The sequence below is a fragment of the Lysobacter sp. A378 genome (assembly GCF_054052125.1).
In genome coordinates this window covers 151,525-176,945 of record NZ_JBSVRK010000003.1, presented here as the reverse complement: position 1 = coordinate 176,945, position 25,421 = coordinate 151,525, and the positions used below count along the sequence as shown (strand labels likewise).

General features: G+C 65.7%; 24 protein-coding genes and 1 riboswitch. Of the genes, 12 read left to right on the top strand and 12 right to left on the bottom strand.

What is annotated here, in order from left to right:
- Positions 1-40 precede the first annotated feature (40 nt).
- The 9 genes from ACW7G1_RS12270 (at position 41) to ACW7G1_RS12230 (ending at position 7,152) form a co-directional block, all read left to right on the top strand.
- Positions 41-415, top strand: a complete 375-nt coding sequence (locus ACW7G1_RS12270; protein ID WP_456980038.1) for a hypothetical protein — start codon at positions 41-43, stop codon at positions 413-415.
- The gene (atpB, locus tag ACW7G1_RS12265) at positions 408-1,238 is read left to right on the top strand and encodes a F0F1 ATP synthase subunit A (protein ID WP_456980037.1); all 831 of its coding nucleotides are present in this window, start codon (positions 408-410) and stop codon (positions 1,236-1,238) included. Before ACW7G1_RS12270 ends, atpB begins: the two co-directional genes overlap by 8 nt.
- 95 nt (positions 1,239-1,333) lie before the next feature.
- Positions 1,334-1,603 (top strand): F0F1 ATP synthase subunit C, encoded by a 270-nt coding sequence (gene atpE, locus ACW7G1_RS12260; RefSeq protein ID WP_456980036.1) that lies wholly within the window; start codon positions 1,334-1,336, stop codon positions 1,601-1,603.
- A gap of 85 nt (positions 1,604-1,688) precedes the next feature.
- The gene (locus ACW7G1_RS12255) at positions 1,689-2,159 is read left to right on the top strand and encodes a F0F1 ATP synthase subunit B (protein WP_456980035.1); all 471 of its coding nucleotides are present in this window, start codon (positions 1,689-1,691) and stop codon (positions 2,157-2,159) included.
- A 28-nt stretch (positions 2,160-2,187) separates the two neighbouring features.
- The gene (locus tag ACW7G1_RS12250; protein ID WP_456980034.1) at positions 2,188-2,715 is read left to right on the top strand and encodes a F0F1 ATP synthase subunit delta; all 528 of its coding nucleotides are present in this window, start codon (positions 2,188-2,190) and stop codon (positions 2,713-2,715) included.
- A gap of 69 nt (positions 2,716-2,784) precedes the next feature.
- A complete protein-coding gene (gene atpA / locus ACW7G1_RS12245) occupies positions 2,785-4,332 on the top strand; it encodes a F0F1 ATP synthase subunit alpha (protein WP_456980033.1) in 1,548 nt (515 codons plus the stop codon).
- 13 nt (positions 4,333-4,345) lie between these two features.
- Entirely contained in the window at positions 4,346-5,209 is an 864-nt protein-coding gene (gene atpG, locus ACW7G1_RS12240) for a F0F1 ATP synthase subunit gamma (RefSeq protein WP_456980032.1), read from the top strand.
- Between the two features lie 84 nt (positions 5,210-5,293).
- Complete coding sequence (gene atpD / locus ACW7G1_RS12235) at positions 5,294-6,703, top strand: F0F1 ATP synthase subunit beta (RefSeq protein ID WP_456980031.1); 1,410 nt, start codon at positions 5,294-5,296, stop codon at positions 6,701-6,703.
- 23 nt (positions 6,704-6,726) lie between these two features.
- Positions 6,727-7,152: a F0F1 ATP synthase subunit epsilon gene (locus tag ACW7G1_RS12230; RefSeq protein WP_456980030.1), complete on the top strand. Its 426-nt coding sequence runs from the start codon at positions 6,727-6,729 to the stop codon at positions 7,150-7,152.
- A 99-nt stretch (positions 7,153-7,251) separates the two neighbouring features.
- Here the strand turns inward: ACW7G1_RS12230 and ACW7G1_RS12225 are convergent, their stop codons facing one another.
- Complete coding sequence (locus ACW7G1_RS12225) at positions 7,252-7,635, bottom strand: GtrA family protein (protein ID WP_456980029.1); 384 nt, start codon at positions 7,633-7,635, stop codon at positions 7,252-7,254.
- Positions 7,636-7,817: 182 nt separating this feature from the next.
- Between ACW7G1_RS12225 and glmU the strand changes: the two genes are divergently transcribed.
- Positions 7,818-9,182 (top strand): bifunctional UDP-N-acetylglucosamine diphosphorylase/glucosamine-1-phosphate N-acetyltransferase GlmU, encoded by a 1,365-nt coding sequence (gene glmU / locus ACW7G1_RS12220; RefSeq protein WP_456980028.1) that lies wholly within the window; start codon positions 7,818-7,820, stop codon positions 9,180-9,182.
- A 51-nt stretch (positions 9,183-9,233) separates the two neighbouring features.
- On the opposite strand, the gene ACW7G1_RS12215 is transcribed toward glmU, so the two are convergent.
- From ACW7G1_RS12215 to ACW7G1_RS12180, 8 genes are all read right to left on the bottom strand, one after another.
- Positions 9,234-10,589 carry a sensor histidine kinase gene (locus tag ACW7G1_RS12215; protein ID WP_456980027.1) on the bottom strand — a complete coding sequence of 452 codons (1,356 nt, stop codon included), beginning with the start codon at positions 10,587-10,589 and terminating at the stop codon, positions 9,234-9,236.
- A gap of 6 nt (positions 10,590-10,595) precedes the next feature.
- Entirely contained in the window at positions 10,596-11,951 is a 1,356-nt protein-coding gene (locus ACW7G1_RS12210) for a sigma-54-dependent transcriptional regulator (RefSeq protein WP_456980026.1), read from the bottom strand.
- Between the two features lie 25 nt (positions 11,952-11,976).
- A complete protein-coding gene (locus ACW7G1_RS12205) occupies positions 11,977-13,206 on the bottom strand; it encodes an ABC transporter permease (protein WP_456980025.1) in 1,230 nt (409 codons plus the stop codon).
- Between the two features lie 8 nt (positions 13,207-13,214).
- Positions 13,215-14,531 carry an ABC transporter permease gene (locus ACW7G1_RS12200; RefSeq protein WP_456980149.1) on the bottom strand — a complete coding sequence of 439 codons (1,317 nt, stop codon included), beginning with the start codon at positions 14,529-14,531 and terminating at the stop codon, positions 13,215-13,217.
- Positions 14,532-14,601: 70 nt separating this feature from the next.
- Entirely contained in the window at positions 14,602-15,834 is a 1,233-nt protein-coding gene (locus ACW7G1_RS12195; RefSeq protein ID WP_456980024.1) for an ABC transporter permease, read from the bottom strand.
- An 11-nt stretch (positions 15,835-15,845) separates the two neighbouring features.
- Positions 15,846-17,150, bottom strand: a complete 1,305-nt coding sequence (locus ACW7G1_RS12190; protein ID WP_456980023.1) for an ABC transporter permease — start codon at positions 17,148-17,150, stop codon at positions 15,846-15,848.
- 9 nt (positions 17,151-17,159) lie between these two features.
- A complete protein-coding gene (locus ACW7G1_RS12185; RefSeq protein ID WP_456980022.1) occupies positions 17,160-17,882 on the bottom strand; it encodes an ABC transporter ATP-binding protein in 723 nt (240 codons plus the stop codon).
- A gap of 28 nt (positions 17,883-17,910) precedes the next feature.
- Positions 17,911-19,185 carry an efflux RND transporter periplasmic adaptor subunit gene (locus tag ACW7G1_RS12180; protein WP_456980021.1) on the bottom strand — a complete coding sequence of 425 codons (1,275 nt, stop codon included), beginning with the start codon at positions 19,183-19,185 and terminating at the stop codon, positions 17,911-17,913.
- Positions 19,186-19,390: 205 nt separating this feature from the next.
- Between ACW7G1_RS12180 and glmS the strand changes: the two genes are divergently transcribed.
- Complete coding sequence (gene glmS / locus ACW7G1_RS12175; protein WP_456980020.1) at positions 19,391-21,220, top strand: glutamine--fructose-6-phosphate transaminase (isomerizing); 1,830 nt, start codon at positions 19,391-19,393, stop codon at positions 21,218-21,220.
- 231 nt (positions 21,221-21,451) lie between these two features.
- Here the strand turns inward: glmS and btuB are convergent, their stop codons facing one another.
- The 3 genes from btuB to ACW7G1_RS12160 form a co-directional block, all read right to left on the bottom strand.
- Positions 21,452-23,350: a TonB-dependent vitamin B12 receptor gene (gene btuB / locus ACW7G1_RS12170; RefSeq protein WP_456980019.1), complete on the bottom strand. Its 1,899-nt coding sequence runs from the start codon at positions 23,348-23,350 to the stop codon at positions 21,452-21,454.
- A 136-nt stretch (positions 23,351-23,486) separates the two neighbouring features.
- Positions 23,487-23,747: riboswitch (cobalamin riboswitch) on the bottom strand.
- A 47-nt stretch (positions 23,748-23,794) separates the two neighbouring features.
- Positions 23,795-24,160 carry a TfoX/Sxy family protein gene (locus ACW7G1_RS12165; RefSeq protein WP_456980018.1) on the bottom strand — a complete coding sequence of 122 codons (366 nt, stop codon included), beginning with the start codon at positions 24,158-24,160 and terminating at the stop codon, positions 23,795-23,797.
- On the bottom strand, positions 24,157-24,639 hold the full coding sequence (locus ACW7G1_RS12160) for a GAF domain-containing protein (protein WP_456980017.1): 483 nt from the start codon (positions 24,637-24,639) through the stop codon (positions 24,157-24,159). The genes ACW7G1_RS12165 and ACW7G1_RS12160 overlap by 4 nt, the downstream gene beginning before the upstream one ends.
- 51 nt (positions 24,640-24,690) lie before the next feature.
- On the opposite strand from ACW7G1_RS12160, the gene bioD reads away from it, so the two are divergent.
- Positions 24,691-25,380, top strand: coding sequence for a dethiobiotin synthase (bioD, locus tag ACW7G1_RS12155; protein ID WP_456980016.1), 690 nt, complete (start codon positions 24,691-24,693; stop codon positions 25,378-25,380).
- Positions 25,381-25,421: the final 41 nt, after the last annotated feature.

Genomic DNA, 25,421 nt, shown 5'->3' with positions numbered 1-25,421 from the left:
CATGCCCACTCCCGGACGACAGGCAAGCGTGCACGATCCAATGTTCGCAGGTCGCCGACTGGCATCGCGCGTCATCGCCTTCCAGGCTGGCGTGACGGTGTTGGTTGCGCTGATTTTCCTGATGCAGGGTGCGCCATCGGCGTTCGGCGCCCTTGTCGGTGGTGGTGCTGTTGCGGTCGGCAGCGTGGTGGCGGCACTGGTTGCGCTGGGCGGCGGGGTTCAACCGGCTGGCGCGGTCATGGGACGGTTGCTGGCAGGCGTTTTGTTGAAGTGGTTGGTGGTGTTTGCAGTATTCACGCTCGGCTTGGCCGGGTTGAAGTTACCGCCGCTGCCGATGTTGGCCGGCGTAGTAGCGGCGACGCTGGCCTTCGTGCCGGCCCAAATCCTGAAACGGAAAGGTGTCCTTCGTGAGTGAACAGACCGGCTCTGGCGGCCTGAACGAATACATCCAGCACCATCTCGAGCAGAACACGATCGAGTTGGTAGGCGGCGGCTTCAACATCGACACGTGGGCCGTGTCGTTGGCGCTGGGGCTGATATTCATTGCATGGTTCGGCTATTTCGCACGCAAGGCGACCTCCGGCGTGCCCTCCAAGGGGCAGGCTTTCGTCGAGATCATCCTGGAGTTCGTCGACAACCAGGTCAAAGACAACTTCCACGGTGATCGCAGTTCGCTGACGCCATTGGCGCTGACCATCTTCATGTGGGTCGTGTTGATGAACGCGATGGACCTGCTGCCGCTGGATACCCCCGGCATGGCCATCCAGGTGGTTGCCGGTGCCGAAGTGGCCAGCCACACCTACTTCCGCTGGGTGCCGACCGCCGACCTGAATACCACCGTGGGTATTTCGCTGGTCGTGTTCTTCCTGATTTTCTACCACTCGATCAAGGCCAAGGGCGGCTTCGGTTTCGGCAAGGAACTGCTGACCTCGCCATTCCATGCCGAGGGCAAGGTCACCCGGGCGATCCTGCTGCCGGTCAACCTGGGCATGAACGTCATCGAGTACGCGGTCAAGCCGGTATCGCTGGCCATGCGACTGTTCGGCAACATGTACGGTGGCGAACTGGTGTTCATGCTGATCGCCGGCATGCTCGGCGGCAGTCTGCTGATGTTCGTGCCGGGCGTACTGTTCAACTTCGCCTGGGCGGTGTTCCACGTCCTGATCGTGCTGCTGCAGGCCTTCATCTTCATGATTCTCTCGGTGGTCTATATCGCCAGCGCCTACGAGAGTCATTGATCCGGCAACTCCCGTTTTTCAGTTCCCGATTTCCCAGTTCCTCATTGCTTCATCCTTCCGCCAGTTCGAATCACACATACAAGTAGGAGAAAACCATGGAATTTATCGCCAGTTTGCAGGGCATGACCGCGATCGCGATCGGCATGATGGTCGGTCTGGGCTCCATCGGCGCATGCCTCGGCATCGCGCTCATGGGTGGCAAGTTCCTCGAGTCGGCCGCGCGCCAGCCCGAGTTGGTGCCGATGCTGCAGGGCCGCATGATCCTGTTGGCCGGCCTGATCGACGCCCCGTTCATCATCGCGTTGGCGGTTGGCTTGCTGTTTGCCTTCGGCAACCCGCTGCTGAGCGCGGTCGGTGCTGCCTGATCCACGGTTTTGACTCCCTGAGCCGTCCGGGTTTCCGGGCGGCTCTCCCGGGCCTTCGTGCCCGCAGCGTCCCTACGGAGCTGTCATGAATATCAACATGACCTTCCTGGGCCAGATGCTCTCGTTCGCGTTGCTCATCTGGTTCACCATGAAGTTCATCTGGCCGCCCCTGAACCGGGCGATCGAAGAACGCCAGAAAAAAATCGCCGAAGGCCTTGCGGCTGCCGAGCGCAGCCAACACGACCTGGCCGAAGCGCAGCACAGCGTCGACGCTGCCATGCGCGAAGCCCGGACCAAGGCCAACGAGGTGATCGAGCAGGCGCACCATCGCGCCAACCAGATCATCGAGCAGGCCAGGACCGATGCGATGGTCGAAGCCACGCGCCAGAAAGCGCTGGCGGACGCGGAGATCCTTGCGGCGCAGAACCGTGCCCGCGAAGACTTGCGCAAGCAGGTCTCGTCGCTGGCGATCAGCGGTGCCGAGAAGCTGCTGCATCGCGAAATCGACGCCAATGCCCACAAGGCGTTGCTCGACGAACTCGCAGCCCAGCTTTGAGCCAGCCATTGACCAGAGGCCACAAGCGATGAGCCAGAACGTGACCCTCGCCCGCCCTTATGCGCGTGCCGCCTTCGCGGCGGCGAGCAATGACGGCCACGCCGCCGATTGGTCGCAAGCGCTCGGGCTCGCCGCCCGTGTCGCCGCCGACCCGACGGTAGAGGCATTGTTGAAGCACCCACGCTTGTCGACCGGCGACGCGATCGCGTTGCTGGCCGATGACGGCGCGAACCAGGAGTTCCGGCAGTTCATCGGGCTGCTTGCCGACAACAACCGCTTGCCGTTGCTGGCCGAGATCGCCGGGCTGTTCGAGCAGTTGCGCGCGCAGTCGGAGAACCTCGTCAAGGCGCGGATCACCTCGGCCAGCGAAATGCCGGCAGGCGAGTTGGAGTTGATCCGGGTCGCGCTCAAGAAACGTTTCGACTGCGAGGTCGAGCTGGAAACCGCGATCGACGAGTCGCTGATTGGCGGCGCGGTGATCGACGCCGGCGACGTGGTCATCGACGGATCGCTGAAAGGCAAGCTGTCGCGGCTGCAATCGGCCCTGGCCCACTGACCGACCCCAGTCGCATCCACGAATCATCGTTTACTTCCGGCGCGCGCGCCGGGCACAAGGGAAACACCCATGCAAACCACGCTCAACCCGTCCGAAATCAGTGAACTGATCAAGACCCGCATCGAGAAGGTCAAGCTGTCCGCGGAGTCGCGCAACGAAGGCTCGGTCACCTCGGTGGCCGACGGCATCGTGCGCATCCACGGCCTGGCCGACGTGATGCAGGGCGAAATGATCGAGTTGCCGAACAACATCTTCGCGCTGGCCCTTAACCTGGAGCGCGACTCTGTCGGCGCCGTGGTGCTGGGCGGCTACGAGAACCTGCGCGAAGGCGACGTGGCCAAGACCACCGGCCGTATCCTGGAAGTGCCAATCGGCACCGAGTTGCTGGGCCGGGTGGTCAATGCGCTGGGCGAGCCGATCGACGGCAAGGGTCCGGTCGACGCCAAGCTGACCGCGCCGGTGGAGCGCGTCGCCCCGGGCGTGATCTGGCGCAAGTCGGTCGATCAGCCGGTTCAGACCGGCTACAAGTCGGTCGACTCGATGATCCCGATCGGCCGCGGCCAGCGCGAGCTGGTCATCGGCGACCGCCAGACCGGCAAGACCGCGATGGCGATCGACGCGATCATCAACCAGAAGGGTACCGGCATCAAGTGCGTGTACGTCGCGATCGGCCAGAAGGCCAGCTCGGTCGCCAACGTCGTGCGCAAGCTGGAAGAGCAGGGCGCGATGGACCACACCATCGTGGTCGCCGCGACCGCGTCCGAGTCGGCGGCGATGCAGTACATCAGCGCCTACTCGGGTTGCACCATGGGCGAGTACTTCATGGACCGCGGCGAAGACGCGCTGATCGTGTACGACGACCTGTCCAAGCAGGCCGTGGCGTACCGCCAGATCTCGCTGCTGCTGAAGCGCCCACCGGGCCGCGAAGCGTATCCGGGTGACGTGTTCTACCTGCACTCGCGCCTGCTGGAGCGCGCCGCGCGCGTGTCCGAGGAATACGTGGAGAAGTTCACCAACGGTGAAGTGACGGGCAAGACCGGTTCGCTGACCGCGCTGCCGATCATCGAGACCCAGGCCGGCGACGTGTCCGCGTTCGTGCCGACCAACGTGATCTCGATCACCGACGGCCAGATCTTCCTGGAGACCGACCTGTTCAACGCCGGTATCCGTCCGGCCGTGAACGCCGGCATCTCGGTGTCGCGCGTGGGTGGCTCGGCGCAGACCAAGATCATCAAGAAGCTCTCGGGCGGCATCCGCATCGCGCTTGCCCAGTACCGTGAGCTGGCGGCGTTTGCACAGTTCGCTTCCGATCTGGACGAGGCGACCCGCAAGCAGCTTGAGCGCGGCCAGCGCGTGACCGAGCTGATGAAGCAGAAGCAGTACCTGCCGATGTCGATCGCCAACCAGGCATTGTCGATCTACTCGGTCAACGAGGGTTACCTTGACGACGTCGCGGTGAACAAGCTGCTGGCGTTCGAGGAAGGCCTGCACGCGCACTTTGCCAACACCCAGGGCGAGCTGATCGGCAAGATCAACACCAGCGGCGCGTGGAACGACGAGATCGAGGCGGCCTTCAAGCAGGGCATCGAAGAGTTCAAGAAAACCGGCACCTGGTAAGGCGGACAAGACGATGGCAGGCGGACGTGAAATCAAAACCAAGATCAAGAGCGTGCAGAACACCCGCAAGGTGACGCGCGCGCTCGAGATGGTCTCGGCTTCCAAGATCCGCAAGGCGCAGGAGCGGATGAAGGTATCGCGGCCGTATGCGCGGGTGATGAAGCAGGTGATCGGGCACCTGGCCCAGGCCAACTCCGATTATCAGCATCCGTACATGACCGAGCGCGCAGATCCCAAGCGCGTCGGTTACATCATCGTGTCGTCCGACCGCGGACTGGCCGGTGGGCTGAACAACAACCTGTTCCGCAAGCTGCTGGGCGAGATCCGCAACTGGCAGCAGCAGGGCGTCGAGGTCGACGTGGTCACCATCGGCCAGAAGGCTTCGGTGTTTTTCCGCCGGGTCAAGGTCAACATGCTTGCCACCGTCACCCATCTGGGCGACCAGCCCAAGCTGGAGCAGCTGATCGGCGTGGTCAAGGTGGTGCTGGACGGGTACAGCGGCGGCGACATCGACCGCGTGTTCGTCTGCTACAACGATTTCGTCAACACCATGACCCAGCAGGCGACGTTCGAGCAGCTGTTGCCGCTGCCGCCATCGGACGCGCCGGTGTCCCGGCACGATTGGGACTACATCTACGAGCCCGATGCGCAGACCGTGCTGGATCACGTGTTGACCCGTTACATCGAGTCGCTGGTGTATCAGGCGGTGTTGGAGAACGTGGCCTCCGAGCACGCCGCTCGCATGGTCGCGATGAAGTCCGCCTCCGACAACGCGAACAAGCTGATGGACGAGTTGCAACTGGTCTACAACAAGGCACGGCAAGCGGCGATCACCCAGGAAATTTCCGAAATCGTCAGTGGTGCGGCAGCGGTCTGACCGGCATCACAACGGTTCCAATCCAACATCCCGCGGCCGCGACCTGCGATCCGCAAGCAGCATTCAGAGATACGAGGAAACATCATGAGCCAGGGCAAGATCGTTCAGATCATCGGTGCCGTCGTCGACGTCGAGTTCCCACGCGAATCCGTTCCGCGCGTCTACGACGCGTTGAAGGTCGACAACACCGAGATCACGCTGGAAGTGCAGCAGCAGCTGGGTGACGGCGTGGTGCGTGCGATCGCGCTGGGCTCAACCGACGGACTGAAGCGCAACCTGATCGCGACCAACACCGGCAAGGGCATCTCGGTGCCGGTCGGTCTGGGTACGCTGGGCCGCATCATGGACGTGCTGGGTCGGCCGATCGATGAAGCCGGTCCGGTCGAGGCGACCGCGAACTGGGAAATCCATCGCGAGGCACCGAGTTACGAAGAGCAGGCCGCGGCCAACGACCTGCTGGAAACCGGCATCAAGGTCATCGACCTGATGTGCCCGTTCGCCAAGGGCGGCAAGGTCGGCCTGTTCGGCGGCGCCGGCGTCGGCAAGACCGTCAACATGATGGAGCTGATCAACAACATCGCCAAGGCGCACGAGGGCCTGTCGGTGTTCGCCGGCGTGGGTGAGCGTACCCGCGAGGGCAACGACTTCTACCACGAGATGAAGGACTCCAACGTCCTGGACAAGGTCGCGATGGTCTACGGCCAGATGAACGAGCCGCCGGGCAACCGCCTGCGCGTCGCGCTGACCGGGCTGACCATGGCCGAGTACTTCCGCGACGAGAAGGACGAGTCGGGCAAGGGCCGCGACGTGCTGTTCTTCGTCGACAACATCTACCGCTACACCCTGGCCGGTACCGAAGTATCCGCGCTGCTCGGCCGCATGCCGTCGGCGGTGGGCTACCAGCCGACCCTGGCCGAGGAGATGGGCGTGCTGCAGGAGCGCATCACCTCGACCAAGACCGGCTCGATCACCTCGATCCAGGCCGTCTACGTGCCTGCCGATGACTACACCGATCCGTCGCCGGCGACCACCTTCGCCCACCTTGACTCCACCGTCGCGCTGTCGCGCAGCATCGCCTCGCTGGGTATCTACCCGGCGGTTGATCCGCTCGACTCGACGTCGCGCATGATGGATCCGAACGTGATCGGCAACGAGCATTACGACACCGCCCAGCGCGTCCAGCAGACCCTGCAGAAATACAAGGAACTGAAGGACATCATCGCGATCCTGGGCATGGACGAGCTGTCCGAAGAAGACAAGCAGGCGGTATCGCGCGCGCGCAAGATCGAGCGCTTCTTCAGCCAGCCATTCCACGTCGCCGAAGTGTTCACCGGCTCGCCCGGCAAGTACGTGCCGCTGAAGGACACCATCCGTGGCTTCAAGGGCATCGTCGATGGCGAGTACGACCACCTGCCGGAGCAGGCGTTCTACATGGTCGGCAGCATCGAGGACGCGGTCGAGAAGGGCAAGAAGATCATCGGCGAAGCAGCCTGATTCATTGAACAAAGAGAATGTCCATGAGCAGCACGTTCCGTTGTGACATCGTCAGCGCCGAGGAAGAGATCTTCCGCGGCGAAGCCACCATGCTGGTGGCGACCGGCGAGCTCGGCGAGCTCGGCATCGCGCCCAGGCACGCCCCGCTGATCACCCGGTTGAAGCCGGGCAAGGTGGTGGTGACCCTGCCGAGCGGTGAGCAACTGGACTTCGCCGTCACCGGCGGGATCCTGGAAGTGCAGCCGCAAGTGGTCACCGTGCTGGCCGACACCGCCGTGCGCGCCCAGGACATCGACGAAGCCGCCGTTCGCGCCGCCAAGGAAGAGGCCGAGCGGATTCTTTCCGGCCGTGGCGAACCGATGGAGATTGCCGAGGCGCAGGCGCGACTGGCCGAGGTTACCGTCCAGTTGCAGGCACTGGAGCGGCTGCGCAAGAACATGAAGCACTAGGCAGCGATTCCCGCGACAGCAATGCCCGACGCCGGCCCCGTGCCGGCGTCGTCGTGTCCGGGACGGTAGGGCGCATTAACAATGCGCCAACCAGCCGCGTCAGCGTCGATACACCCAATGCCGGGAAAGCAAAAAGCCGACGCCGCCGAGCACGACTTCCACCCCCGGCTTAGCCAACCACGCCCATTTCAGTCCGGCCATCTGGTTGATCGCGCCAAGCGACCAGGTGCTGATCGCGGTGGTCAACATCCACATCAGCAGGAACCGGAAGAACTGCCGCTTGCCGACGGTGGTGTGGTCGCCGGCAAAGGTGATCCGGCCGTTGAGCCAGAAGCCCAGCAGCGCGCCGCTGATCCGGCCGGCGACGTTCGCCGGCTCCACCGGCATCCCGTAATGGCTCAGCGCCACCATTACCGCCCAATCGAGCAGCCATTGGACGATGCCGATCATCAGGTAGTGCCTGCCTTCGCGCGACAGGCTCATGGAGCAATGACCGCACGGGGCACAGCCACGACCCCGCATTGGCGCGCGGCAGGCGGGGTGCGACGAGCAGGGAGCGATGACAGGTTGGGCACCGCGGCATCCTAGCAGGAGCGTCACTCGCCCTGGATCGCTCCGGCCGGATAGAATTGCGGCTGCAAACCACGTTGCAACCTGGAGTCCGCATGTCCCCCCCATTGCACGTCGTTATCCTCGCTGCCGGCGAAGGCAAACGCATGAAGTCGGCACGGCCCAAGGTGCTGCAGCAGGTCGCCGGCAAGCCGATGCTGGGTCACGTCATCGATACCGCCCGGGCGTTGAACGCGGAAGGCATCCATGTGGTGTTTGGGCACGGCGGGCAGCAGCTGCGTGATGCTTTCGCCCTGCAGTCGGACCTGACCTGGTCAGAGCAGTCCCTGCGCCTGGGCACCGGGCATGCATTGCAGCAGGCGATGCCGGCGGTGCCGATGGATGCGCGGGTGCTGGTCCTGTACGGCGACGTGCCGCTGATCACGCTGACGACCCTGCGTCGTTTGCTTGCGGTGTCCGGTAGGCTCGCGGTCCTGGTGGCCGAGCTCGAGGAGCCGAACGGATATGGGCGGGTCATCCGCGATGCCGAGGGCAACGTGGCCCGGGTCGTGGAGCAGAAAGATGCGGACCAGGAGCAGCGCGAGATCCGCACCGTGAACAGCGGCATCCTTGTGGCCGATGGCGAGCCGCTGCGTCGCTGGCTGGAGCACCTGGACAACGACAATGCACAGGGCGAGTACTACCTGACCGACGTGTTTGCCGCGGCGGCCGAGGAGTTCAGCGCCGCCGAGATGGTCCACGTCCACGATCCTATCGAGGTCGAGGGTGCCAACGATCCGTGGCAGCTGGCGCAACTTGAACGCGCCTACCAACTGCGTGCCGCCCGCTCGCTGTGCGTGGCCGGTGCGCGACTGGCCGACCCGGCGCGGGTCGACGTGCGCGGGGAGGTCAGCGTGGGTCGTGACGTCGAGATCGACGTCGACGTGGTGTTCGAGGGGACGGTCGAGCTGGCCGATGACGTGCGCATCGGGCCGTTCTGTCGCCTGCGCAACGTCAAGCTCGGCCCGGGTACCGAGGTGCGTGCGCATTGCGACCTTGACGGCGTGGTGGTCGAAGGGGCGGCGACGATTGGACCGTTCGCCCGGCTGCGCCCCGGCACGGTACTGGCTGACGGCGCCCACGTCGGCAATTTCGTGGAGATCAAGAACACCTCCATGGGCGTGTCCAGCAAGGCCAACCACCTGAGTTACCTCGGTGATGCGGTGATCGGCAGCGGCGTCAATGTTGGCGCGGGTACCATCACCTGCAACTACGATGGGGTGAACAAATCGCGCACGGTGATCGAGGACGGCGCCTTCATCGGCTCCAACACCTCGCTGGTCGCGCCGGTGACGGTCGGCAAGCAGGCGACGATTGCCGCCGGTTCGGTGATCACGCGCACGGCACCCGCGGGCAAGCTCAGCGTCGCGCGTTCGCGGCAGTCGGTGGTCGAGGGCTGGCAGCGGCCGAAGAAAAAGTAGAGTTGCCCCTCGCGGGTTGACCGCTCCCTGTGGCCATACGCAGATGGGCAGCTACGGACTCCTTGCGTCCGGGATCAGCAACGTCACGCACAGCCCGCCACCTTCTCGGTTCAGCAGCGCGACGCGGCCACCATGGGCTTCGGCGATTTCGCGTGCCAGGGCCAATCCCAGACCGGTGCCATGGCGTTTGGTCGAATAGAACGGCAACAGCGCGTTGGCCAGCACCGCCTCGTTCATGCCACTGCCGCGGTCAAGCACGTCGATGCGCCACGCCTGGGGCATGCGGCGTAGCGACAGGCGGACATCTTCGGGTGCCGAGCCGGACTCGTGGGCGTTCTTCAGCAAGTTCAGCAGGCACTGTTCCAGCTGCGCCGCGTCCAGGCGGGCGATGCCGTCGATGCCGCCTTCGTCGGTGGCGAAATCCACCTGGCTGCGCAATTGCTCGATGAAGCGCGACCACGCCACCGGCTCGCGTCGGGGCGCGGGCAGCTTGGCGAAGTGGGCGTAATCGCGGATGAAGCCTTCCAGGTGCCGGGCCCGCTCCTCGATCGTGGCGAAGGCGGTCGGCAGCCGTTCGTACTGGCCACGTCGCAGCAGCTCGGCGCCCGAGTGGGCGAGCGAAGCGATGGGTGCCAACGAGTTGTTGAGCTCGTGGCTGATGACCCGGATCACCTTCTTCCAGGTCTGCACTTCCTGACGGCGCAGCTCGGCGGTCAGCGCACGCAACAGCACCAGCTCGTGGCGGCGGCCGTTGAGGCGGAACTCACGCCGGCTCAGGTGATAGATCTCCTCGTTGCCGTTGTCGCTGCCCTGGTTGATGTCGCCCGGGTCATCGCTGACGGTGAATATCCCGTCGCCGCCGCGTTCCAGGGCGTCGCGCAGTGCGTCGGGCATTCGCGATACCAACGCGTCGAACGACTGCCCTTCCAGCTTGTGACCTTCGCCGAGCAGCGTGCGGGCGGCGAGATTGGCGTGGACGATCCGGCGCGACGGGTCGACCAGCAGCATCGCCACCGGCGTGTTCTGCACCATCGTGTCCAGCAACAGCTCGCGCTCCACCAGCGCCAGCCGCTGGTCACGCAGGGTGTCGCCGAGGTGGTTGTGGGCCTGCACCAGTTCGCCCAGTTCGCCATGCACGTTCGATACCAGGCTGAAGTTGTAGTCGCCGTCGCGGTAGCTGGCGACGGTCCCGGCCAGGGCCCGGAACAGCGACTTCATCGGCGCGAAGACACGCCGCACGTGGTACGCCAGCAACGGCAGATCAATGGCGAGCGACAGCGCCCAGGCCATCCACGGCTGCGGCAGCCAGTGCGTGAACCACAGCGCAAGCGCGGTGACGCCGGCGGCATGCAATAGCGCCAACAAGGTGAAGACAAGGCTGATCGGTAGTCGCCGTAGCCAGCTCATGGCGGTTCAGTCGCGCTTGATGCCGAGCCGGTCGAGGCGGCGATACAGCGCCTGCCTCGACAGTCCCAGCTCGCTCGCCGCCTGCGCCAGTACACCGCCATTGCGCTCCAGCGCGGCTTCGATCTGGCTGCGGTCGGGTTCATCGTTCACGATGGCTGCAGCGCCGCGCGTGGGGCTGCCGGCCGCAGGTGGGGGCAGGCCGAGGTCGTTGGCGACAATGCGCTGGCCGCGACCCAGCAGCGCGGCACGTTGCAGGGTGTTGCGCAGTTCGCGCACGTTGCCCGGCCAGGCGTGGGCCAGCAGGGCATGCTCGGCGCCGGTATCGAGTTGCTTGCCTGGCGGCAGGAAATGGCGCGCCAGCGGCAGGATGTCGTCAGGCCGGTCCGCCAGCGCCGGCAGTTTCAGCTCGATCGCGTTGAGCCGGTAGTACAGGTCCTCGCGGAAGCGGCCGTCGGTGATCAGTGCCGGCAGGTCGGCGTTGGTCGCACTGATGATGCGCACCTTGACGCTGCGCTCGCGGTTGCCGCCCAAGCGCTCGAAGCGGCCGGTTTCCAGCACCCGCAGCAACTTGACCTGGCCAGCCGGGGACAGCGTGCCGATCTCGTCGAGAAACAGCGTGCCGCGGTCGGCGGCCTCGAACTTGCCCTCGCGGGCACGGTTCGCGCCGGTGTAGGCGCCCGCTTCGGCGCCGAACAACTCCGCCTCGATCAACTCGCCCGGTAGCGCACCGCAATTAAGCGCGACGAATGGGCCGTCGCGCACCGCTGAATTGGCGTGCACGATCTCGGCAAACTTCTCCTTGCCGGTGCCGTTGGGGCCGGTGATCAGCACCGGCAGGTCGGAGCGTGCGACCTGGCAGGCCAGCGACAGCACGTTCTCGCTGGCGGGATCGGCGTAGACCAGCCCACACAGATCATAGTCGCGTGCCAGTGCATCGCGGCGACGGCGCTCACCCTGGCGGTGGTGCCGCAGCTCACGCCGCGCCTCCGACAACTCCAGCAGGTTGTTTACCGTGGCCAGCAGCTTGCGGTCGTCCCACGGCTTGGCGAGGTAGTCGGCGGCGCCGGCCTTGACCAGGTCGACGGCCGATTCCAGGTGCGTCCACGCGGTCAGCAGGATCACCGGCAAGTCCGGGTGACGCTCGCGGATCTGGCCGAACAGCGCCATGCCTTCTTCGCCAGAGGTGGTGTCGGCGCGGAAGTTCATGTCCTGCACGACCAGGTCGACCGGGGACCGGTCGAGCAAGGCGAGCCCGTCTTCGGGGCTGGTTGCCGCGCAGGTGTCGATCTCGTGCAGCGAAAACAGCACCTCCAGCGCGGTGGCGACGGCGGGGTTGTCATCGATGACGAGGATGGTGGGCATCGGGCAAGCGTACTGGAGGCCGCAGTCAAACGCTGCGCGTGGCCACCGCCGGCGGCACCGCGGCCGCGCGCCGGGCCGGCCCGAACACCGCGATCTGCCCCAGCAGCCATAGCGCGATCGCGCCGACCGGCAGGTAGATCGCCGGTAGCCGCGCCAGCTCGTAACGCTCCATCAGCATCAGGTTGATGCCGTAGGCCAGCGCCATTCCGATCACGATGCCGACCGTGGCAAGGATGAAGTTCTCGGTCTGGAAGTAGCGCAGGATCTGGCCGCGGGTTGCGCCCAGTGCACGGCGCACGCCGATCTGCTTGGTGCGCTGCTGCACCCAGAAACTGGCCAGCCCGACGATGCCCAGTGCGGTCACCACCAGCAGGCCGATGATGACGGCGGCCAGTAACCAGGCCATGGCACGGTCGGCCGCGTAATAGTCGGCGCGGCTCTTTTCCATGGTCTCGTGGTCCATCAGGATCCGGTTCGGATTGGCCTGTTCGAGCGTCGCCACCGCGGCCTTGAGCACTTCTTCGCGTCGATCCGGATCGGTGCGCAGCACGTAGTTGCTGCCCAGCGTGAACGGCACACGGATCGGCAGGATCAGCGACAGCTGGACCTCCGATGAGCCGCCCTGTTCATTGGGCCTGATCAGATAATCGACCACGCCGACTACCCGGATCGGATCCTTGCCCCAGGTATAGAGCCGCTTGCCGATGGCGTTCTCCCCCGGGTACAGCCGCTCGGCGACCGCGCGGGAGAGGATTACCGAGTGCGCCTGGATGCCCGAGTTCGGCGTGTTGAACGCCTCCCAGTCGATGTACTCGTCGGGGTTGAAGTCGCGGCCGGCCACCAGGCGCAGGCCGAGCGTTTCCAGCAATTGCTCGTCACCCAGGTAGGTTGCGGCATTGAGGGTTGGGACCTGCTGGTCCGCCATCAGGTTGACCGAGCTGTTCCACGAGGAGTTGCCGAATGGCAGCTGGTTGGTCAGCGCGGCGGACTTGACCCCGGGAATGGCGCTCAATGCGGTGACGTCCGCGCGGCTGAGTGCCTCGGCGTTGTCGTCGCGGCCGATACCGGCCAGCTGCAGCCGGACGATCTCGGACTCGACCAGTCCGCTCGGCTGGTCCATGCGCTGCAGCCGGTCGTTGATCAGGAATACCGCGTTGCAGATGATCGCGCAGCTGAGCGCGACCTCGAGCACGATCAGCGCGGCGGCGGTCTTGTGCCGACGCAGGGTCGACAGGATGGGGCGGATATCGGCCATGGTGTGCCTCACTGACTCTTGAGCTGGATGGCGGGGGCGATCTGGCAGGCGCGCCAGGCCGGCAACATGCCGGCCAGCAGGCTCGCGACGACCGCGATGACGAACGTGAGCAGCAGCATGGCCGGGTCCAATTGGGCGAGCTCGGCGTAACCGGTCGGTTGCTGGCGAACCGCCCACAACCCCAGCAGCGCGAGCCCCAGACCGAGCACGCCGCCGGCCAGGCCAATCGTCCCGGCCTCGACCAGACACTGGGCGAAGATCGCGCGACGCGAGGCCCCCAGCGCCCGGCGCACGCCGATCTCGGTGGAGCGGCGCAGGAACTTGGCCAGCAGCAGGCCGACGGTATTGACCAGGCACACCAGCAGGAAGCCCATCGCCAGCCACACCTGCAGGCGCACGTCGCCGGGCACGACGCCGTTGTAGTCCAGCCAGCCCATCACGTCGCGCAGGCGCACGTTGGTCGGGCGCTCGAAGCGGCCCGCGGCGCGCTGCTGATCGGAATAATTCGTCAAGTAGCGCTGGTACGCTTCGACCTTCTCCGGGGTCTCCAGTTCGACCCAGTACTGGATCCAGGCGCACGGGGCGTTGATCGAGTAATTGTCGCCATCCTGGGCGGCACCGCCGGCGGGGTCCCAACAGTTCATATTGCCGCGGGTGATCAATTCCAGCGCGCGCGAGGTGGAGAAGGGGAGGAACACCTGCTCGGCCTCGCCATAGCGGGCATTGGTCAGGTCGTAGTAGCGCGGCGTCGGTCGCCATTCGTCGAGGACGCCGATCACCTGGAACGTCAGCTGGTCCAACTGGATGGTCTTGCCGACGCTGTTGCCGCCGCCGAACAACTTCTCGTTGAGAGGCCCGGAGATCACCACGACCCGCGCATCGGCGGCATCCTCGGCGGCGCCCCAGCCCTTGCCCTGGGCGAACGGCAACTCGAACATGGAGAAGAAGTCAGCCGAGGTGTAGCGCGCGTTGGCGTAGAACGGCGCCAGCCCCTCGACTTGCGGCTCGACGGCCACCGCGCCGCCGGACATCATCGCCTGGCGATCACCCTTGGCGTCACGCAGCAACGCCTCCGCGTCGAAACGGGTCCATTGATCCGACGGCTCCTCGCCCGCGACGTAGCCGCCCATCGAGCGCGGTTCGATCTGCGGATAGAACACCGTATGGCTCTTGCCCGGCAGCGGATCGCCCGACAACACATGGAACACCGTCAGCGTGGTCATGCTGGCACCGATGCCGAGCGCGATGGCCAGCACCATCAGCGCGGTGAGGACCTTGTTGCGGCGGAAGCTGCGCAAGGCGAGGTCGAAGTAGTAGCCGAACATGCTGTTGCGGAACATCGTGGTGGCCTCGGGCAGTGCGTGAAAGGAAGGTTGTGGGTGAAGGGGTAGCGCCTTACAACACCGAGCGTGTCGCTATCGCCGGCGGCACCGACGCCGCGCGCCGGGCCGGGGCCAGCACCGCCAGCTGGCCGAGCGCCCACAACATCGCTGCGCTGATTGGCAGGTAGTACAGCGGTAGCCGTGACAGTTCGTAGTAGCGCATCAAGGTCAGGTTCAACAGCACGGCCAAGGCCAGTCCGACCAAAACACCACCACCGACGATCAGGAAGTTCTCGATCTGGAAATAGCGCCGGATATCCCCGCGCGTGGCACCGACGGCGCGACGTATGCCAATGTTGCGAGTGCGTTGCTGCACCCAGAAGCTGGCGAGGCCGGTGATCCCCAGCGCAGTAACGAACAACAAGCCGAGCGCCGCGGCGAGCAGCAGGCCGATCATGGCGGTGTCGCGGCGGAAGTAGTCGGCCCGTATCTGCGTGAACGTGCGCACGGAGTCGTCGTCGATCAGGCGTTGCGGGTTGACTCGGGTCAGGGTCTTCACCGCTTCGTCCAGCACGCGTTCGCGGTCTTCCGGCGCACTGCGCAATACGTAGGTTACGCGGCTGCGATTGGGCAGTTTCGGCCACAGCATGGTGTGCTGATCCGTCGCCGGCTTACCCAACCGCGGTGCCAGCAACGTGTCGACCACACCAACGATACGCACGCTGCGGTTCGGGCCTGTGTACATCGTCTGGCCGACGGCTTGCGCGTCCGGATACATGGCATCGGCGAGACTGCGGCTGACGACGGCGCTTGGCACCTCGTCGCCGATGACGTATTCATCGGGTAGGAAGTCGCGCCCGGCCACCAGTTGCAGACCAAGCGCGTCAATTTCGCCGGGGCTGCCATTGTATTCGCTGACCTGGAAGCAGCCGGCGACTATCCCACGCGTCGCCATCGCGCGCTTCATCGCGTCCGTGTCGGCGCAGACACCGTAACTGTCGATGCTGCCGCTCAATGGCAACGAGTTGACCGCGACCACGTTGTGCACGCCGGCAATGGTGCGCAACGCGGCCAGATCGGCGCTGTGCGCAGCTTGCAGATTGGCATTGGGGTCGATGTTGGTGCTGCCGAGCATCGACAGCTCACTCTCGGCGACACCGGACGGCAGCAGCATTTGGCCGGCGCGGTCGGCGATCATGAACGCCACGTTGCAGACGATGGCGCAGGTCAACGCCACCTGCAGCACCAACAGGCTCGCGGTGAGTTTGTGGTGTCGCAGACTGGAAACGAGGGGGCGAAGTTGCATCGTGGCGTGCCTCACAGGGTTTTCAGTTGCAGCGCCGGCGCAATGCGGCACGCGCGCCAGGCGGGCAGCAAGCCAGCCAGAACACTGGCGGTGACGGCCAGTCCGACGGTGCCCAGTAACAGGGCCGGATCCATTTGTGCAAGCTGGGCGTAGTCGTCCGGACGCTGGCGCACGCTCCACAGCCCGAGTTGTGCGATCCCCAGACCGAGCACGCCGCCGGCCACACCGATCACTGCGGACTCCATTCCGAATTGCATAAAAATGTCGCGCCGCCTCGCGCCCAGCGCGCGGCGCACGCTGATCTCACCGCTGCGCCGCAGGAACTTGGCCAGCAACAGGGCGACGATGTTGATCAGGCACACCAACAGGAATCCCAGCGCCAGCCACATCTGCAAGCGCACGTCGCTGGGCACCAGGTTCTGGTGATCCAGCCATTGCACCAGGCTGTACAGCTTGGCGTTGCTTGCCGGGCGCTCGAAACGGCCCAGCTCTTTCTGTTGCGCAGAATAATCCACCAGGAAGCGCCCGTAGGCCGCGACCTGCGCCGGCGTATCAAGTTGCACCCACACCTGCAGCCACGAAGTCGCCGGGCCGCTGCGGTCGGCATCGCCTTCGACCCAGGTGGAGATGTTTCCGTTCACGTCTAGATCCATATCGAGTGCGGTCGATAGCGGCAGGAAAAACTGGTCGGCCTGGCCGAACGCGCTGGCGCTGGCGTCGGCATAGAATTTTGGCTGCGGCTGCCAGTCGGTGGTCACGCCGATCACTCGAAAGTCGTTTTCGCCAAGGCGCACCAGTCGGCCGACACCGTCGGTCTCGCCGAACAGGGTGTGGGCCAGCGATTGCGTCAGCACCACGACGCGCGCGCGGTCATCGTCTCCGCTCTGTGACCAGCCGCGTCCGTGGAGGAACGGCACGCCGAACATGGCGAAGAAATCTGTAGTGGCGTATCGACCCGCGGCGAAGAACGGCCGTGCATCGGCCTGTGCAGGATGTACCAGCACCCGGCCGCCGGACATCGCCGCCTGATGCTGCGCGCGATCCGCCTTGAGCAGGGCCATCGCGTCGGGCCAGGTGAAGTTGTCCGCCGGATTCCAACCACCGTTGGGAGGAAAAACCAGAGGCAGCGGATCGATGTGCGGGTAATACAGCTGCGCGCTTCGTTGCGGTAACGGATCACCGGACATCACGTGCAACACGGTCAGCATGGTCATGCTGGCGCCAATGCCCAAACCGATTGCCAGCACCATCAGTGCGGTCATCATTTTGTTGCGGCGGAAGCTGCGCAGGGCCAGATTCAGGTAGTAGCCGAACATTGGCTTGCCTCAGTCGCCCGCAGTGGCAGGAGCTGTCTCGACCGGCCGTGCCAGGCCGTGGTTGGTCGAGATATCGGTCGCCATGCCATCGACGATATGCACGTTGCGTTGTGCGCGTGCCGCCAGCTCCGGGTCGTGGGTCACCATCACGATGGTGGTGCCTTCGGCGTTGATTTCCTCGAGCATCTCGAGCACGCCGCGGGCCATCTGCGAGTCCAGGTTGCCGGTGGGCTCATCGGCCAGCAGCAGGCGCGGGCTGCCGGCCAGGGCGCGTGCGATCGCGGCGCGTTGCTGTTGGCCGCCGGACAACTCAGCCGGGTAGTGCTTCATCCGCGAGCCCAGGCCGACCCGCGCCAGCGCCGCCTCGATGCGCTGCTTGCGCTCGGCCGCCGGCATGCCGCGGTAGCGCAATGGCACGTCGGCGTTGTCGAACAGGTTGAGGTCCGGGATCAGGTTGAAGCTCTGGAAGATGAAGCCGATTTTCTGGTTGCGCAGTTTGCTGCGGGCATCATCGGACAGGGTGCTTACGTCCTCGCCATCGAGCTTGTAGACGCCGGCACTGAAGGTTTCCAGCAACCCGGCGATGTTGAGGAACGTGGTCTTGCCCGAGCCCGACGGACCGGTGACGGCGACGAACTCGCCTTCGCGTACGTGCAGGTCGAGCGATCGCAGCGCGTGGGTTTCGACGAGTTCGGTGCGGTAGACCTTGGTGACCTGGCGCATGTCGAGCATGGGATTGTTCCTTGCAGGTGATAATTGGTTAGTTGATGACGACGCGCTCGGCGTCGCCGAACTGGTCGGCGCCGGAGACCACGATGCGGTCGCCAGGCTGTACGCCTTCGAGTATCTCGACCGCACCGAGGCTGCTGACGCCGGTGCGGATCTGGGTCAGCACCGCGATGTCGCCGTCCATCACGTAGGCGCGGGTGCCGCCGCCCTGCTCAAGGAACGGTCCGCGTTCGACCTGCAGCACGTTGTCGCGGGTGTCGAGCAGGATCCGTGCGCGCATGCGCTGGTTCTGGCGCAGGCCCGGTGGCTGCTCGTCGGTGAAGCGCAGGCGGCCGGTGACCTCGCCATTGACCACTTCAGGCGACACCGATGACACCTTGGCCGGGTACTCGCCGCGACCGCCGGACAGTTGTGCCGGCATGCCGATGGCCAGATCGCGGGCGAAGCTTTCCGGCACCTTGATCTCCACTTCGAACCGGGTCAGGTCGACCACACCCAGCACCGGAGCATTTGCGGCGACGTTGGCACGCTGGTCCACCAGCACCTGCCCGACCTGGCCATCGAACGGCGCCCGCAAGGTCAGCAGATCCACCTGGCGTTGCAACTCGGACACGACCGCGCGCTGGCGGTCGGCAAGCAGTTGCTTGTTGCGGCTGTCCAGCCCGGCGCCCTTGCCTTGCAGGGTGAACTCGCGGCGCGCATGGTCCAGGCCAATCTCGGCCTTCTTGAGGTCGTCCTGCGCCCGGGCGACATCGATCTGCGCGACCGCACCGCCGTCGTAGCCGTGCTGGTTGCGCTGCAGGTCACGCTCGGCGGCCTGGCGATCAATGCCGGCCTGATCAAGGTTCTGGCGTGCGGCGGAGCGTGCGATCTGCGCATCCAGCGTGGCGCGGCTGGCCTCGGCCTCCAGACTGGCCAGTGTCGCCTCCTCCTGGGCCAACTCGCTGAGCAGCTCGGGGCTGTCGATCACCGCCAGCACGGCGCCCTTCTTCACCACATCGCCGGCAACCACGTCCAGGGTGACGGTGCCGCCGGCGATCGCGTACAGGGTCGGGCTGTTGGCGGCGATCACCCGGCCGTCGGCGGAGATGTCACGCACCAGGTCGCCGCGGGTGACCTCGGCAATACGCACGCGGCCAGCGTCGTACGACCGGCTGCCCGCGCTCCAGCTCGATACCAGCCAGACAACCAGCAACACGACGGCAATTGCGGCGACGACGGCCAGCAACCGGTTGCGACGCTTGCGCGCCTGTCCGGAAGCACTGGAAACGGGTTGGTCCTGCGCGGAGGTGTCGCGGATGCTCATGGATTCGCCTTGGGTGATTACCAACACTCACGCAGGTTCCATGCCAACGCGTAACCAATTGATATCAAAACGAAATGCATCGTCGCTTGGCGTCCGGCGGACGGTCTTCCGCGTCCGGCCGGACGACCGTGGGGTGATAAAGCCCCGGCCAATATTCCGGCCCGGTCCCGGCTAAACTGTGCCGCTACCTGCAGGAGTTCTAGCCATGTGTGGAATTGTCGGTGCGATCGCGGATCGTGATGTGGTTCCGGTCCTGATCGAAGGCCTGAAGCGGTTGGAGTACCGCGGCTACGACTCGGCCGGCATTGCCGTGATCGACGGTCAGGATGTGCGCCGGGTGCGCCGTACCGGCCGGGTCGCACAGATGGAAGGTGCCGCCCTGGCCGAGGGCTTCCACGCCCAGCTCGGCATCGGCCACACCCGATGGGCGACCCATGGCGGAGTGACCGAAGCCAACGCGCATCCGCATGTCAGCCACGGCGTCGCGCTGGTGCACAACGGCATCATCGAGAACCACGACCAGCAGCGCGAAAAACTCATCGCGATGGGCTACGAGTTCGAGTCCCAGACCGACACCGAGGTCATCGCCCATTTGATCCATTCCTTCCTCACCCAAGGCAAGGATCTGCTGCACGCGGTGCAGGCCGCGGTGCAGGAGTTGCACGGTGCTTACGCGTTGGCCGTGGTCAGCCGCAAGGAACCGCACCGCCTGATCGCCGCACGCATGGGTTGCCCGCTGCTGATCGGGGTGGGCGAGGGCGAGAACTTCATCGCCAGCGACGTCTCCGCGATCCTGCAGGCGACCCGCAAGGTCATCTTCCTGGAAGAAGGCGACACCGCCGAGATCACCCGCGATGCGGTGCAGGTATTTGGCCCCGACCACGCACCGGTCGAGCGTGAGGTGCACTTGTCGGACGTGTCGCTGGCGTCGCTGGAGCTCGGCCCCTACAGCCACTTCATGCAGAAGGAGATCCACGAACAGCCGCGCGCGATCGCCGACACCATCGAAGGGGTAATCGACGCCGACGGCTTCTCGCCGGAGTTGTTCGGTGCGGACGCGGCGGAAGTGCTGGCCGGCGTCGAAGGCGTGCAGATCCTCGCCTGCGGCACCAGCTACTACGCCGGCCTGACCGCGCGTTACTGGATCGAGGCGATCGCCGGGCTGCCGTGCTCGGTGGAGATTGCCAGCGAGTACCGCTACCGCGACGCGGTAGCCAACCCGAAGCACCTGATCATCACCCTGTCGCAGTCGGGCGAGACGCTGGACACGATGGAGGCGCTGAAATACGCCAAGTCGCTCGGCCACGATAAGACCCTGTCGATCTGCAACGTGCCTGAGAGCGCCATTCCGCGCGCCAGCCGGCTGGTCTACTACACCCGCGCCGGCGCCGAGATCGGCGTCGCCTCGACCAAGGCCTTCACCACCCAGCTGGTCGCGCTGTTCACCTTGACCGCGACCCTGGCCAAGCTGCAGGGGCGCCTCGACGAGGCCCGCGAGGCCGGGTACCTCGACGCCTTGCGCCACCTGCCCGGCAGTGTCCAGCACGCGCTCAACCTGGAGCCGCAGATCATCGCCTGGTCCGAGCGGTTTGCCCCCAAGGAACATGCACTGTTCCTCGGCCGCGGCGTGCACTACCCGATCGCCCTGGAAGGCGCGCTCAAGCTCAAGGAAATCTCCTACATCCACGCCGAGGCCTACCCCGCCGGCGAGCTCAAGCACGGCCCGCTGGCACTGGTGACCGCGGACATGCCGGTGGTGGTGATCGCCCCCAACGACAGCCTGCTGGAGAAGGTGAAGTCCAACATGCAGGAAGTCCGCGCCCGCGGCGGCGAGCTGTTCGTGTTCACCGACGAGGAAAGCCAGTTCGGCCCCTCCGAGGGTGTCCACGTCATCCGCGCCCCCCGCCACGTCGGCGTGCTCTCGCCGGTGATCCACACCATCCCTGTGCAACTGCTCGCTTACCACGTGGCATTGGCACGCGGTACCGACGTGGACAAGCCGAGAAACCTGGCCAAGTCGGTGACGGTGGAGTAACAACCGCCGTCATTCCCGCGAAGGCGGGAAGCGCTCCACAACAGCCCAAAGGGCTGGTCATTCATGGACGTTAAGTGCTTGAGAATCCAGGTCCATGGATCCCCGCCTTCGCGGGGATGACGGGCGATAGCGGGAATGACCGGCGAAAGCGGGGACGACCGGCGAAAGCGGGGACGACCGCCTTCGCGGGGATGACCGGCGACAGCGGGGGTGTTCAGGCTTTCCCTGGACCTACTGCGCGGGCGCGTAACGCAAGGTCACGAACCACTCGCGCCCCGGCTGGTTGTAGAACGAGGTGGTCTCGTAGTCGCGGTCGAACACGTTGGCCAGCCGGCCCTGCAGGGTCAGCACATTGGTCAACGCGTATTCGGCGCGCAGGTCGAGAGTCGCGTAGCCGGGCAGGCGGCGGGTGTTGGCGACGTCGTCGAAACGCGCGCCTTCGGCGATGCCGGTCAGGCCGATGCGGAAGTCGCCGAACGCGCGGTCGAGGTCGAGACGGGCACTCTCGCGGGCGCGGCGTGGCAGGTCGTTGCCGGCCTGGAAGCCGGTCAGGCTCTCGGTGTCCAGGAAGCTGACGCTGGCGGCCACCTGCCACTGTGCGAGCTCGGTGTCGATGCCGAGTTCGGCGCCGCGCATGCGTGCGCGATCAATGTTGTTGGGCAAGCCGATAGCGGCATCGAACGCGATCAGGTCGTCGACGGTGGTCTGGAACGCGTCGAGGCGGACATCGAAGCGGTCGCCACTCCAGCCCAGGCCGAGTTCGGCGCTCTTCGATTCTTCTGGACGCAGCTCGGCATTGCCGAAAAACGGGTAGTACAACTCGTTGAAGGTAGGCGCCTTGAACGCGGTGCCGTAGCCGGCACTGAGCCGCCAGTTATCGGAGAAATCGATGCCCCAGGCCGCGCTGCCGGTGGTGTGGCCGCCGAACTGGTCGTTGTCGTCGCGGCGCACGCTGGCCTGCAGCGACTGCGCGCCGAAGCGTCCCTGGTACTGCGCGAACGCGGCACGGTTGCCGCGCTCGCTCTCGTCATAGGTGGTGCTGCCGGCGACCCGGTCGCGCAGCCAGTCGACGCCGGCGGTGATGGCCTGCTGCTCGCCGATGCCAAAGTCGCCCTGCAGGCTGGCACTGTCGCGGTCGGTGTCGAAATTGCCGAGGTTGACGCTGTCCTTGAACTGCTCGGAGGCATCGACGTTGCGGCCGGCAGTCAGCTTCAACTGCAGGGTGTCGGACGGTCGCCAGCGCACGCTGCCCCCGACCACCTGCTGCACGGTCTCGGAGCGGTTGGTGAAGTCGCCATCGAAGTCGTTCTCCCCCTCGCTGCGCAAGGCCACCGCGCTGAGTTGCCAGGCGTCGTTGAGGTCGATGCCGCCGCGCAATGCCAGCGCGTTCTGGATGTAGCCGTCCAGGTCGGGTTCCGGCGCGGCGATGAAGCATCCAGCAGCGAACGGGTCCGGGGCGGCGACGCTGCACGCGTTGAAGCCCTCGGTACGCTGGAACTGGTAATCGACACCGAACCAGGTGCGCTCGTTGCGTCCGCCGAAACCGACGCCGTACTCATGCGCGCCGTGGCTGCCGCCGCCGACGTGCAGGCGCGGCGCGTAGCCCGGGGCATCGCCAACGCGACGGGTAAAGATCTGGATCACTCCGCCGATCGCCTCGCTGCCGTACAGGCTGGAGCGCGGCCCGCGGACGATCTCGACCCGTTCGACCAGCGCCAGCGGCAGGTTCTGCAGCGACACCAGGCCGGAGGTGGCAGACCCGATCCGGATGCCGTCGACCAGCACCACGACGTGGTCGGACTCGCTGCCGCGCAGGAACAGCGTCGTCAGCTTGCCGGCGCCACCCTGGTTGGACATCGACACGCCGGCGCGGCCGCGCAGCAGGTCCGGCAGCGAACGGGCCTGGCTGCGCTCGATCTCGGCGCGGTCGATCACCTCGACCGGAGCAAGTGCGGTGTCGACGTCGATCGCGGTACGGGTGGCGGTGACCACCACGCCATCGAGATCGGTGGCCGATTGCGGAGCGGCTTCGAGCAGGGGCGCGCCGGCGGCGTGGGCCGGCCCCGTCAAGGCGGCAACAGGCAGGACAAGAACGGCCGCAACGGCCAGGGACAGCGAACGGGACTGCATCGATGGTTCTCCAACGCGCACGGAAATCGCCGTGCCGGGCTTGGGGAAGCTGCTTGGAGGGGAGTTGTTGCGAAAACGGTCGGACGGGCACCGGCGTTGTCGCCGCAATGCCCGCCGCATCGCAACCAATAGTGGGTCGAAACCCTGCATCCAGGCCGGTCTCCGGACTCGCGAGTGGTGTCGTTGTCGACACCGGCCGTGGCGCCTTCCCATGCAGCATTCTTGATGAATGCCTGCAAGTCCCAGGAGACTTGCCACACAGTGGCGGTGAGCCGCGGCTGGGCTCGCTTACCGTTGCGGGGGCAGTGCCGGGGTGACCGCGTTGGCGGTGTCACCGGCTTCCCGTTTCAACCCCTTGGCAGGACGCCGCCGGGTCACCTCGAAGCGTGCGCAGTCTAAGCGATCGGCGGTGGCCAGCGCAAAGGGTGGCGGCAACGCGGCGGCTCAGTAGTTGCGCCGATAGGGCGCGTCCGGGTCGGGCCTGGCGGGCACAGTGTCGGCGGTCAACACGGTCGTGGTGACCGGGCCGGCCGGTGGACTGTGCCGGGGCGGCGGCAACTGGCCGGTGGCCGCTTCGGCGGCGGCGACCAACTGGTCGCGGCGTTGTTCGGGAATATCCTGCCAATGGCAATCCAGCAGCGCGCCCTCGAGGGAATAGAGCAGGTTGAGGGTCGGTTTGAAACCCGCGCGCTTGACCCGCATGAATGCCTCGACCGGACCGAGTTCGACCAGCTCGTCGCGGCTGTGCAGGCCGACCTGCCGCAACCAGGCACTGGATTTGGGCCCGATATTGCGCAGCTTCTCCTTCATTCCAGCGACTCCAGGAATATCCGTGCAATGGCTTCCATCCCGACTTGGTCGTCCGCGTCGAAGCGGTTCGTCTGCGGGCTGTCGATATCGAACACGCCGATCAGCTCATCGCCGCGAAACAGCGGGACCACCAGTTCCGATCGCGAGGCCGAGTCGCAGGCCACATGGCCTTCGAATTCATTGACGTCGGCAACGCGTTGGGTCTTGCGAGTGGATGCCGCCGCGCCACACACGCCCCTGTCGAGCGCGATGCGCACGCAGGCCGGCTGGCCCTGGAATGGCCCGACCACCAGTTCGCGACCATCGAAAAAATAAAATCCGACCCAGTTCAGCGCCGGCAGTGCGTGATACACCAGCGCCGACAAATTGGCCGCATTGGCGATCCGGTCGCGCTCGCCAGCGAGCAGGGCGCGGACCTGGGCCGCAAGGTCGGCATATTGTTCCGGCTTGCTGCCGGACAGAGAGGTGGGATTGAACATGGTTCCAGTCTAGCAGCGGTGATGTCGGTGGGCCGGGACTACCATGTGGCCATGGATATCCGTAGTTTCTATGTCACCGGTACCGACACCGGGGTGGGAAAATCCGTCGCCAGCGCGAGTTTGCTGCACGCCTTGCGCGCACGCGGCCGGCGCGCGGTCGGGATGAAACCGGTGGCCAGCGGTTGTGGGTTCATTGACGGTGCCTGGCGCAACGAGGACGCCTTGTTGTTACAGGCCGCCAGTGACCCGCGACCGGCGTATGCCGACATCAATCCGTTTGCACTGCAATCGCCGATTGCGCCCGAACTGGCGTTGCGCGATGAGGGCGTCGAGTTGCAACTGGCACCGTTGCTGGACGCCCATGCGCGGCTGGCGGCGCAGGCCGACACGGTGGTGGTCGAAGGCGTCGGCGGCTGGGCCGCGCCGTTGTCGGCACGGCTGGATCAGCTCGACCTGGTCCGCGCGCTGGACCTGCCGGTCGTGCTGGTCGTGGGTCTGCGGCTGGGTTGCATCAACCATGCGCGGCTGAGCGTGCGGGCGATCCAGGCCGATGGCGTGCCATTGCTGGGCTGGATCGCCAATGAAGTGGATCCGGCGATGGCGCGCATCGACGACAACTTCCAGACGCTGTGCGATCGCCTGCCAATGCCGTGCTGGGGACGATTGCCCCATCGACCCCAGCCTGATCCCGCTGCCCTGGCCGGGCACCTGCAACTGCCCGATACCGTGCTCCCGGCCTGATCGGCGGGCAACAAAAAACCCGGAAGCCTGCGCTTCCGGGT

Coding starts and splice junctions, on each gene's coding strand:
- ACW7G1_RS12270 (WP_456980038.1), top strand. CDS start 41: ATGTTCGCAGGTCGCCGACTGGCATCGCGCGTCATCGCCTTCCAGGCT.
- atpE (WP_456980036.1), top strand. CDS start 1,334: ATGGAATTTATCGCCAGTTTGCAGGGCATGACCGCGATCGCGATCGGC.
- ACW7G1_RS12255 (WP_456980035.1), top strand. CDS start 1,689: ATGAATATCAACATGACCTTCCTGGGCCAGATGCTCTCGTTCGCGTTG.
- ACW7G1_RS12250 (WP_456980034.1), top strand. CDS start 2,188: ATGAGCCAGAACGTGACCCTCGCCCGCCCTTATGCGCGTGCCGCCTTC.
- atpA (WP_456980033.1), top strand. CDS start 2,785: ATGCAAACCACGCTCAACCCGTCCGAAATCAGTGAACTGATCAAGACC.
- atpG (WP_456980032.1), top strand. CDS start 4,346: ATGGCAGGCGGACGTGAAATCAAAACCAAGATCAAGAGCGTGCAGAAC.
- atpD (WP_456980031.1), top strand. CDS start 5,294: ATGAGCCAGGGCAAGATCGTTCAGATCATCGGTGCCGTCGTCGACGTC.
- ACW7G1_RS12230 (WP_456980030.1), top strand. CDS start 6,727: ATGAGCAGCACGTTCCGTTGTGACATCGTCAGCGCCGAGGAAGAGATC.
- ACW7G1_RS12225 (WP_456980029.1), bottom strand. CDS start 7,635: ATGAGCCTGTCGCGCGAAGGCAGGCACTACCTGATGATCGGCATCGTC.
- glmU (WP_456980028.1), top strand. CDS start 7,818: ATGTCCCCCCCATTGCACGTCGTTATCCTCGCTGCCGGCGAAGGCAAA.
- ACW7G1_RS12215 (WP_456980027.1), bottom strand. CDS start 10,589: ATGAGCTGGCTACGGCGACTACCGATCAGCCTTGTCTTCACCTTGTTG.
- ACW7G1_RS12210 (WP_456980026.1), bottom strand. CDS start 11,951: ATGCCCACCATCCTCGTCATCGATGACAACCCCGCCGTCGCCACCGCG.
- ACW7G1_RS12205 (WP_456980025.1), bottom strand. CDS start 13,206: ATGGCCGATATCCGCCCCATCCTGTCGACCCTGCGTCGGCACAAGACC.
- ACW7G1_RS12200 (WP_456980149.1), bottom strand. CDS start 14,531: ATGTTCGGCTACTACTTCGACCTCGCCTTGCGCAGCTTCCGCCGCAAC.
- ACW7G1_RS12195 (WP_456980024.1), bottom strand. CDS start 15,834: ATGCAACTTCGCCCCCTCGTTTCCAGTCTGCGACACCACAAACTCACC.
- ACW7G1_RS12190 (WP_456980023.1), bottom strand. CDS start 17,150: ATGTTCGGCTACTACCTGAATCTGGCCCTGCGCAGCTTCCGCCGCAAC.
- ACW7G1_RS12185 (WP_456980022.1), bottom strand. CDS start 17,882: ATGCTCGACATGCGCCAGGTCACCAAGGTCTACCGCACCGAACTCGTC.
- ACW7G1_RS12180 (WP_456980021.1), bottom strand. CDS start 19,185: ATGAGCATCCGCGACACCTCCGCGCAGGACCAACCCGTTTCCAGTGCT.
- glmS (WP_456980020.1), top strand. CDS start 19,391: ATGTGTGGAATTGTCGGTGCGATCGCGGATCGTGATGTGGTTCCGGTC.
- btuB (WP_456980019.1), bottom strand. CDS start 23,350: ATGCAGTCCCGTTCGCTGTCCCTGGCCGTTGCGGCCGTTCTTGTCCTG.
- ACW7G1_RS12165 (WP_456980018.1), bottom strand. CDS start 24,160: ATGAAGGAGAAGCTGCGCAATATCGGGCCCAAATCCAGTGCCTGGTTG.
- ACW7G1_RS12160 (WP_456980017.1), bottom strand. CDS start 24,639: ATGTTCAATCCCACCTCTCTGTCCGGCAGCAAGCCGGAACAATATGCC.
- bioD (WP_456980016.1), top strand. CDS start 24,691: ATGGATATCCGTAGTTTCTATGTCACCGGTACCGACACCGGGGTGGGA.